This is a genomic window from Rhodopseudomonas palustris (assembly GCF_003226555.1).
In the GTDB taxonomy this organism is placed as follows: Bacteria; Pseudomonadota; Alphaproteobacteria; order Rhizobiales; family Xanthobacteraceae; genus Rhodopseudomonas; species Rhodopseudomonas palustris_I.
Genome location: NZ_QKQS01000026.1, coordinates 376487 through 385407 on the forward strand (window position 1 = coordinate 376487; position 8921 = coordinate 385407).

An 8921-nucleotide genomic window follows, 5' to 3' on the forward strand; every position below is an offset into this window, starting at 1 on the left:
GTATCAATCTCGCCGGCTCGCGTTGGTCGCAATCGCGGCTGCGGCGGTGCGGTTCTCGACGCCGAGCTTGGCGTAGATCTGCTCGAGGTGCTTGTCGACGGTACGCGGGCTGAGACCCAGGATCTGCGCGATGTCGCGATTGGTCTTGCCTTTGGAGAGCCAGGCCAGCACTTCGCTCTCCCGGCTGGTAAGGCCGAATTCGGCGGAGAATTGCGCCGGCGCGTCGGTGGCGGTGTCGCGCGCCAGCCGCAGCAGGAATTCGTTGGGGCCGAGCTTGCCCATGTATTGCAGTCGCAGTTCGTCGTTGCGCAGCATCGAAGACTTCATCGGCATCTTCGGCTGGGCGAGCCCGGTATGGATCTGCTCCAACCATTCCAGCCACGGCTTCGGCAGATCGAGTCGCAGGCCGTCCTCGGCTGCGTCGTCGGCGGCGAGCAGCTTCTGTGCCTGCGGTGTCGCCCACAGCACCCTGCCGAGCCGATCAACCGCGAGCAGGAAGCGGCCGGAGACGTCCAGCGCGGCGCGCGCACTCTGGCTGACGCGCGCGTTGTTCAGATGGACGCGGATCCGCGCCAGCATTTCGACGATCGCGATCGGCTTGGTGACGTAGTCGACGCCGCCGGCTTCGAGGCCGCGGACGATGTGCTCGGACTCCGACAGCCCTGTCATGAAGATCACCGGCACGTCGGACAGGCCGGCGCTGCGCTTCAGCCGCCGGCAGGTTTCGAAGCCGTCCATGCCGGGCATCACCGCGTCGAGCAGAATGATGTCCGGCGTGATCTGTTCGACGATCCGCATCGCCGCGGCGCCGTCGAGCGCGACCATCACCGTCATGCCCGCGCCGTCGAGCGCGTCGGTCAGCATCCGGAGCGTCTCCGGAGAGTCGTCGACGACCAGGGCGATATCGCGCTTCTTCATATCATTGGTCATGGCGATACAGCGTGTTCAGCGTTTTCATGTAGGAATCGAGGTCGAATTGCTCCACCATCGTTCGGATCCGCGACACGAACGCCCAGGTTTCCGGATAATCGGTGTGGATCTGATCGAGCTTCGACTCGATGCCGCGGATGTAGCCGATCTTGCCGAGCTCGATCAATTCCTCGACGTGCTGCATCGGCGGGTGCTGAATCTCGGTAGCGTTGTCCGACGTCGCGGTGGCTTCGCCCTTGTAGATCCAGTCGATCTTGAGGAGCTGGCCGATCAGTTCGAGCAGCCGCGGAATATCGACGGGCTTCATCAGATAGGCGTCGTGGAACGGCTGCGACAGCAGCGTGCCGTGCGCCTCCAGCGCGCTCGCCGAGAGCATCAGGATCCGGGCGTGATGATGGCCCTGAGAGCGCAGCGTCTCGGCCACCGTCCAGCCGTCCATGCCGGGCATCGAGATGTCGAGCAGGAATAGATCGGGCTGGCAATGTTCGGCGAGATCGATGCAGGAATAGCCGTCGGTCGCGACCAGCACGATGAAGCCGAGCGGCGCCAGCGCGTCCTGCAGCAGGCCGCGCTGCGCCGGATCGTCGTCGGTGACCAGGATGGTCTTGCGCGGGCCGTGATAGCCGAGCACCGGCGCGCGGATCGAGCGGGTGCGGGTCGGGTTGGTGACCTCGGACAGCAGCAGCTTGACCCGAAACACCGAGCCCTTGCCCGGCGTCGAGGTGACGGTGAGGTCGCCGCCCATCACGCCGGCGAGCAGTTTGCTGATGGTGAGGCCGAGTCCGGTGCCGCTGTGCGGCTGTGCGGCGCCGAGGGCGCCGCGCTCGAACGGCGCGAAGATGCGTTCGAGGTCGTCGGCATGAATGCCGGGACCGGTGTCGCGGACTTCGAGTTCGGCCACCGGATTGCGGTAGTGCACGATGAAGTGGACGCTGCCTTGCTGGGTAAACTTGATGGCGTTCGACAACAGGTTGATCAGCACCTGGCGCAGCCGCTTCTCGTCGGCATAGACCATCGGCGGCAGATATTGCGGCCGCTTGAACACGAACTCGACGTCCTTGGCGGCGGCCTGCAGCCGGAACATGCCGACGAGCTGATCGAGGAATTCGCCGAACCGCACCTCGTCGCGCGACAGATACAGCCGGCCGGCTTCGATCTTCGAAATATCGAGCAGGCCGTCGATCAGTCCCGACAGATGATCGGCGCTGCGCCGCATCAGCCGGATCTGATCGTGTGGGCGCGGCGGCAGCGTGGAGTCCTGCTCCAACAGCTGCGCGTAGCCGCTGATCGCGTTGAGCGGCGAGCGCAGCTCATGACTGAGGCCGACGACGTAGCGGCTCTTGGCGAGGTTGGCGGATTCGGCCGCTTCCTTGGCGCGCTGCAGCTCGGCGTCGGTCTGGCGGTGGGCGTCGATTTCCTGCATCAGCAGCGTGGTCTGCCGCCGCGTCTCGGCCTCCGCCGCCTGCCGGCTGAGCCGCGCCAGCACGAATAGCCAGCTCACGACGCCGACGATGATGGTGAGTGCGAAGAACAGCTTCCACAGAACCTCGGCGAGCTCGATCCGCTGTGCCTCGCTGGCTATTCCAACCTGCAGATAGATCAGGAACAGCGACAGCCCGATCAGTCCGGTCGACACCGCGAATACGCTGAGATAGTGCCCGAGCTGCGAGTTCAGCAGCTCGTAGGCGCGCTGCGGCAGCATCTTGCCGAGTGCGCTGGTGAACTGCGCGTCGATCCGCGCATGCGGCTTGCACAGATCGTGGCAGCGCGCATCGAGCGAGCAGCACAGCGAGCAGATCGGTCCTGCATAGGCCGGGCAATAGGCCATGTCCTCAGGCTCGAACGAGTGCTCGCAGATGCAGCACTTGATCGACTCCACGCCCTGCCACGCCCGCTTCGGCTTGCGTGCCAGATAGAACCGGCCGCCGGTGGCGAAGGCGATCACCGGGGCGGTGACGAAAGCGACGACGAGCGCCACGAACGGCGCCAGCGCGTTCGCGGTCGGTCCGAACACGCCGTAGAACGCGCTGATCGACACCACGGTGGCGATCGTCATCGAGCCGACGCCGACCGGATTGATGTCGTACAGATGCGCGCGCTTGAACTCCATATGGCGCGGCCGCAGTCCGAGCGGCCGGTTGACGACGAGATCGGACACCAGCGCGCCGACCCAGGCGATCGCGATGTTGGAGTACAGCGCCAGCGTGTGTTCCAGCGCCTTGTAGACGCCGATCTCCATCAAGAGCAGCGCCACCAACACGTTGAACACCAGCCAGACGACGCGGCCGGGATGGCTGTGGGTCAGCCGGGAGAAGAAGTTCGACCAGGCGATCGAGCCCGCATAGGCATTGGTGACGTTGATCTTGATCTGCGACAGGATCACGAACGCGCCGGTCAGCGCCAGCACCAAGCCGGGCTGTTCCAGGACGGTGCGGAACGCTTCGAGATACATGTGCGCCGGCTCCGCCGCCTGGTCCGGCGGAGTACCGTGGCTCAGCGCGAAATAGGCCAGGAACGATCCGGCCAGCAGCTTGAGCGCGCCGGGCACGATCCAGCCCGGGCCGGCGCTGATCATCGCGATCCACCAGGCACCGTGCGAGGCGCGGCGATCACGCGGCAGGAAGCGCAGGAAGTCGACCTGTTCGCCGATCTGCGCCACCAGCGCGAACACCACCGAGGCGGCGGTGCCGAACAGCAGCAAATCCAGCTTGCCGTCCGGGCTGCCGTGCTCGCCGGCGAACTGCGTCCAGCCGACGAAGGATTCCGGGCTCTTGATCGCGATCGCCGCGAACGGGAGGATGTGCAGCAGCACCCAGAACGGCTGGGTCCAAAGTTGGAACCGGCTGATCAGCGTGATGCCGTAGGTCACCACCGGGATGATGATCACCGCGCTGAAGAAATAGCCGATCGGCAACGGCAGGCCGAAGCACAATTCCAGCGCATTGGCGAGGATCACCGCTTCGATCGCGAAGAAGATGAAGGTGAACGAGGCGTAGATCAGCGACGTGATGGTCGAGCCGATGTAGCCGAAGCCGGCGCCGCGGGTCAGCAGATCGATGTCGACGCCGCATTTGGCCGCGTGATAGGCGATCGGCAGGCCGCAGCAGAAGATGACCACGCTGCACACCAGGATCGCCGCGGTGGCGTTGGTGACGCCGTAGTTTAGCGTGATGGTGCCGCCGATCGCTTCCAGTGCCAGGAACGAGATCGCGCCGAGCGCGGTGTTGGCGACGCGCGCTGCCGACCAGCGGCGCGAGCTCTTGGCGGTGAAGCGAAGCGCGTAGTCTTCGAGGGTCTGGTTGGCGACCCACTGATTGTACTGGCGCCGGACGCGATCGATACGCTGCCGCCCCGCCACGCGCTTCTCCTCGTTTCTGCTCGATCCTAGCGCCGATCCGCCGGCGATGTTGCCGGATTTGCCGTCACGGCGCGCGTAATTTGCCGGCCTCGAGCTCGTTGTTGCGGCACCGGACTAAGTCCCGGCGCCTTGAAAAAACCTACGTCGCGATCTTGCGATGCAACATACGTGATCTTGCGTATCGGTCCAGCCGCCGAATTCGTCGATCGTTTACCCCGACTGCACTCGCGTCCACGAACCACGAAGGGGTAGTTAATGTCAGACGAAACCAAGACGGGCCTGAACTCGCCGCTCCGGCGTAAACTGCTGATGGGGATGGCGGCGATCCCCGCCCTCACGATGCTGCCGCGCACCTCGTTCGCCGATGTGCCTGCAACTTCTGCGGTCAATACGACCGGACTCGCGGTGACGGATACTGAGGTCACGGTCGGCATCCTGCACTCGGTCACCGGCACCATGGCGATCTCCGAGACCGGCTCGGTGCAGGCCGAGAAGCTGGCGATCGAGCAGATCAACGCCGCCGGCGGCGTGCTCGGCCGCAAGATCAAGTTCGTGCAGGAAGACGGCGCCTCCGACTGGCCGACCTTCGCCGAGAAGGCCAAGAAGCTCTTGGTCAACGACAAATGCGCCGCCGTGATGGGCTGCTGGACGTCGGCCTCGCGCAAGGCGGTGCTGCCGGTGTTCGAACAATACAACGGCATGCTGTACTACCCGACCTTCTACGAAGGCCTCGAACAGTCCAAGAACGTCATCTACACCGGCCAGGAAGCCACCCAGCAGATCATCGCCGGCCTCGATTGGGTCAACAAGACCAAGAACGCCAAGAGCTTCTATCTGCTCGGCTCCGACTATATCTGGCCGCGCACCTCGAACAAGATCGCCCGTAAGCACATCGAGAACCACCTGACGGGCTGCAAGGTCGTCGGCGAAGAATACTTCCCGCTCGGCCACACTCAGTTCAACTCGGTGATCAACAAGATCAAGCTGACCAAGCCGGACGTGATCTACGCGATCATCGTCGGCGGCTCCAACGTGGCGTTCTACAAGCAGCTCAAGGCCGCCGGCATCGACCTGTCGAAGCAGACGCTGCTGACGATCTCGGTGACCGAGGACGAAATCGACGGCATCGGCGGCGAGAACATCGCGGGCGCATACGCCTGCATGAAGTATTTCCAGTCGCTCGACAACCCGAACAACAAGGCGTTCGTCGAGGCGTTCCACAAGATGTGGGGGCCGAAGACGGTGATCGGAGACGTCACCCAGGCTGCCTATCTCGGCCCGTGGCTGTGGAAATTGACGGTGGAGAAGGCCGGCTCGTTCGACATCGACAAGGTCGCGGCGGCGTCCCCGGGCGTCGAGTTCAAGGGCGCGCCGGAAGGCTACGTCCGGATCCACGAGAACCATCATCTCTGGTCCAAGACCCGCGTCGGCCGCGCCAAGGCGGACGGTCAGTACGAACTGATCTACGAGACCGCCGACCTGGTCGAGCCCGATCCGTTCCCGAAGGGCTACCAGTAAGCGGCGTCAGGCGCCGACCACGCACTCGATCGTCATCGCCGGGCTCGACCCGGCGATCCATCCTCTTCGGACGATGGATGCGCGGGTCAAGCCCGCGCATGACGGCTGGTTGAGCGGCGGCGCCGGCGACTCCGCCGCGTCCGGATCAATTCAATCTCAGGGAAGCGAATCATGTTCGGCGACTACTCGTTAGGCGATCTTGGCGCGATCTTCGCGATGCAGGGCTTCGCGGGACTCATTCTGTTTTCCGTCTATGTGCTGATGGCGCTCGGGCTGGCGATCATCTTCGGCCAGATGGGCGTCATCAACATGGCGCACGGCGAGTTCATGATTCTGGGCGCCTACGTCACCTGGATGACGTCGAACTTCTTCCAATCCTATCTGCCGTCGCTGTTCGCCGGTTACTTCTTCCTGGCGATGATCCTGGCGTTCATCGCCTCCGGGGCGCTCGGCATGCTGGTGGAGTGGGCGCTGATACGCCACCTCTACAAGCGCCCGCTCGACACGCTGCTGGCGACCTGGGGCCTGTCGCTGATCCTGCAGCAGGCCTACCGGTCGATCTTCGGCGCCCGCGAGGTCGGCGTCGAGCTGCCGCAATGGATGCTCGGCTCCAAGCAGGTCACCGACACCATCGAAATTCCGATCAACGGCATGTTCGTGATGGCGCTCACCGTGCTGATCACGCTGGCGGTGTCCTACGTCCTGTTCTGGTCGCGCTGGGGCCGCCAGGTGCGCGCCGTGGTGCAGAACCGGGTGATGGCCGGCGCCGTCGGCATCAACACCGAGAAGGTCGACCGCTACACCTTCGGCCTCGGCTGCGGCATCGCCGGCATCGCCGGAAGCGCCTTCACCATGATCGGCTCCACCGGGCCGACCTCCGGCCAGCTCTACATCGTCGACACCTTCCTGGTCGTAGTGTTCGGCGGCGCCGCCAGCCTGTTCGGCACCATCGCATCCGCCTTCAGCATCTCGCAGGCGCAGTCGACCATGGAGTTCTTCATGTCCGGCTCGATGGCCAAGGTGCTGACGCTGCTCGCCATCGTGGCGATCCTGATGGTGCGTCCGCAAGGTCTGTTCGCCCTCAAGGTCCGCAAGTAACAGGAGCCTTCGTCATGGAAAGCCCGCGCTTTCTCAGTCGTACCGATCTGCTCGGTCTCGCCGTCCTCGCTCTGCTCCTGGTGGTGATCCTGCCGCTGTCCTTGGACGTGTTCCGTCTCAACCTGGTCGCGAAGTATCTGACTTACGCTTTCGTCGCGCTCGGGCTGGTGCTGTGCTGGGGCTTCGGCGGCATCCTCAGCCTGGGGCAGGGCGTGTTCTTCGGCCTCGGCGGCTACTGCATGGCGATGTATCTCAAGCTGGAGGCCTCCAGCGTCGAGAACACCAAGATCCAGTCCACCCCCGGCATCCCGGACTTCATGGACTGGAACCAGATCACCCACATCCCGTGGTTCTGGCAGCCGTTCCACAGCCTCACCCTGACGGTGATCGCCATTCTGGTGGTACCGGCGGTGTTCGCCTTCCTGGTCGGCGCGGCGATGTTCAAGCGGCGGGTCGGCGGCGTCTACTTCGCCATCATCACCCAGGCGATCGCCGCGATCATGACCATCCTGATCATCGGCCAGCAGGGCTACACCGGTGGCATCAACGGCATCACCGATCTGCGCACGCTGAAGGGCTGGGACATCCGCCCCGACCACGCCAAGGTGGTGCTGTATTTCGTCGAAGTCGCGTTCCTGTTCGGCTGCATCCTGCTGGCGCTGTTCGTGCGCCACGCCAAGCTCGGCCGCATCCTGGTGGCGATGCGCGAGAAGGAGGACCGGGTGCGGTTCTCCGGTTACAGCGTCGCCAATTTCAAGATCTTCGCGTTCTGCCTCGCGGCGGTCTTCGCCGCCATCGGGGGCGCGATGTTCACCCTCAACGTCGGCTTCATGTCGCCGTCCTTCGTCGGCATCGTGCCGTCGATCGAGATGGTGATCTACACGGCGGTCGGCGGCCGGCTGTCGATCTTCGGTGCCGTCTACGGCGCGTTGCTCGTCAACTTCGCCAAGACGAGCCTGTCGGAATCCTTCCCGCAGCTCTGGCTGTTCGGCCTCGGCGCGCTGTTCATCGCGGTGGTGCTGATCTTCCCGAATGGTCTCGCCGGCATCTGGCGCGATTACGTCCAGCCGCTGTTCGGCAAGCTGATCGTGAAGCGCAAGTCCGGTTCGGATCCGACCAGCGGCAAGTCGTTCGGCCCGGTGGCCGACGGCGCCCCGGCGGAATGAGGAGGCAGTCATGCTGATCGGTCATCAACAACCCGACTTCCTGCTCGCCGTGGAAGGTCTCACGGTCTCGTTCGACGGCTTCAAGGCGGTCAACGATCTGTCCTTCTATGTCGAGGAGAACGAGATCCGCGTCATCATCGGCCCCAACGGCGCCGGCAAGACCACGGTGCTGGATCTGATCTGCGGCAAGACCAAAGCGACCTCCGGTGCGATCCATTTCCGCGGCAAGGATCTCACCAAGATGAAGGAGAACCAGATCGTCCAGGCCGGGGTGGGGCGCAAGTTCCAGACGCCGTCGATCTACGAAGACCTCACGGTGTTCGAGAATCTGGAGATCTCCTATCCGCAGGGCCGTTCGGTGTTCGGCGCCCTGACGTTCAAGCGCACCGCCGCGGTGCGCGAACGTGTCGAACAAGTCGCCGAGGCGATCTTCCTGAAGGACAAGCTCGGCATGAGCGCCGATCTGCTCAGCCACGGCCAGAAGCAGTGGCTCGAGATCGGCATGCTGCTGATCCAGGACCCCGATCTCTTGATGCTCGACGAGCCGGTCGCCGGCATGAGCGTGTCCGAGCGCGTCAAGACCGCCGAACTGCTCCACACCATCATCAAAGACCGCTCGGTGCTGGTGATCGAGCACGACATGAAGTTCGTCGAGGACATCGCCCACAAAGTAACCGTGCTGCACCAGGGCCAGATCCTGTCCGAGGGCACGATGGACGTCGTCAAGAACGACCCCAAGGTCGTCGAAGTCTATCTGGGGCATTGAGGATGATGACCTTCGCCTCGATAGCAGCCTCACCTCTCCCCGCGCGCGGGGAGAGGTCGACGCGCTCTTGCGCGGCGGGTGAGGG

At 64.2% G+C, this 8921-nt stretch carries 6 protein-coding genes; 4 read left to right on the forward strand and 2 right to left on the reverse strand.

What is annotated here, in order from left to right; all coding sequences use genetic code 11:
* Nucleotides 1-3 precede the first annotated feature (3 nt).
* On the reverse strand, nucleotides 4-930 hold the full coding sequence (locus tag DNX69_RS22175; protein WP_110788148.1) for a response regulator transcription factor: 927 nt from the start codon (nucleotides 928-930) through the stop codon (nucleotides 4-6).
* Nucleotides 920-4288 carry a hybrid sensor histidine kinase/response regulator gene (locus tag DNX69_RS22180; protein WP_110788149.1) on the reverse strand — a complete coding sequence of 1123 codons (3369 nt, stop codon included), beginning with the start codon at nucleotides 4286-4288 and terminating at the stop codon, nucleotides 920-922. Before DNX69_RS22180 ends, DNX69_RS22175 begins: the two co-directional genes overlap by 11 nt.
* Before the next feature lie 255 nt (nucleotides 4289-4543).
* On the opposite strand from DNX69_RS22180, the gene urtA reads away from it, so the two are divergent.
* The 4 genes from urtA (at nucleotide 4544) to urtD (ending at nucleotide 8836) form a co-directional block, all read left to right on the forward strand.
* Nucleotides 4544-5806 (forward strand): urea ABC transporter substrate-binding protein, encoded by a 1263-nt coding sequence (urtA, locus tag DNX69_RS22185; protein WP_110788150.1) that lies wholly within the window; start codon nucleotides 4544-4546, stop codon nucleotides 5804-5806.
* A 171-nt stretch (nucleotides 5807-5977) separates the two neighbouring features.
* On the forward strand, nucleotides 5978-6904 hold the full coding sequence (gene urtB, locus DNX69_RS22190; protein WP_110788151.1) for an urea ABC transporter permease subunit UrtB: 927 nt from the start codon (nucleotides 5978-5980) through the stop codon (nucleotides 6902-6904).
* Between the two features lie 14 nt (nucleotides 6905-6918).
* Nucleotides 6919-8070 carry an urea ABC transporter permease subunit UrtC gene (urtC, locus tag DNX69_RS22195; protein ID WP_110788152.1) on the forward strand — a complete coding sequence of 384 codons (1152 nt, stop codon included), beginning with the start codon at nucleotides 6919-6921 and terminating at the stop codon, nucleotides 8068-8070.
* A 10-nt stretch (nucleotides 8071-8080) separates the two neighbouring features.
* Nucleotides 8081-8836 carry an urea ABC transporter ATP-binding protein UrtD gene (urtD, locus tag DNX69_RS22200; RefSeq protein WP_110788153.1) on the forward strand — a complete coding sequence of 252 codons (756 nt, stop codon included), beginning with the start codon at nucleotides 8081-8083 and terminating at the stop codon, nucleotides 8834-8836.
* Nucleotides 8837-8921: the final 85 nt, after the last annotated feature.